The organism is Paraburkholderia sp. SIMBA_054 (assembly GCF_046534875.1).
Classification (GTDB): domain Bacteria; phylum Pseudomonadota; class Gammaproteobacteria; order Burkholderiales; family Burkholderiaceae; genus Paraburkholderia; species Paraburkholderia hospita.
Window position 1 is genome coordinate 1 of the sequence record NZ_JAWRXV010001740.1, and the last position, 235, is coordinate 235.

A 235-nucleotide genomic window follows, 5' to 3' on the forward strand; every position below is an offset into this window, starting at 1 on the left:
GTATTAGAAAACGGTGAACGAGTTCTTTCATTAAGAGGAACTGCCCGTACTATGAATTTAAAAGGAGGAGGAGCTTTAGCTTTACCTCGAATGCTGAATGCTAATTATATTCAAAGTTATCTAAGCGAGGATTTGAAGCAATGGTTGCAAGATACTAACGAAGGAAAGATACAAAAAATTCAGCCTCCTGAAGGCGGTAATTCTTTTCACGCTTTTAAAGCAACATTATTGGTAG

Annotated in this window: 1 protein-coding gene; it reads left to right on the forward strand. The window is 37.0% G+C overall.

The window, feature by feature from the left end; translation table 11 throughout:
* On the forward strand, positions 1 to 235 hold a 235-nt coding region (locus SB822_RS61065; protein ID WP_410859652.1), incomplete at both ends, for a hypothetical protein.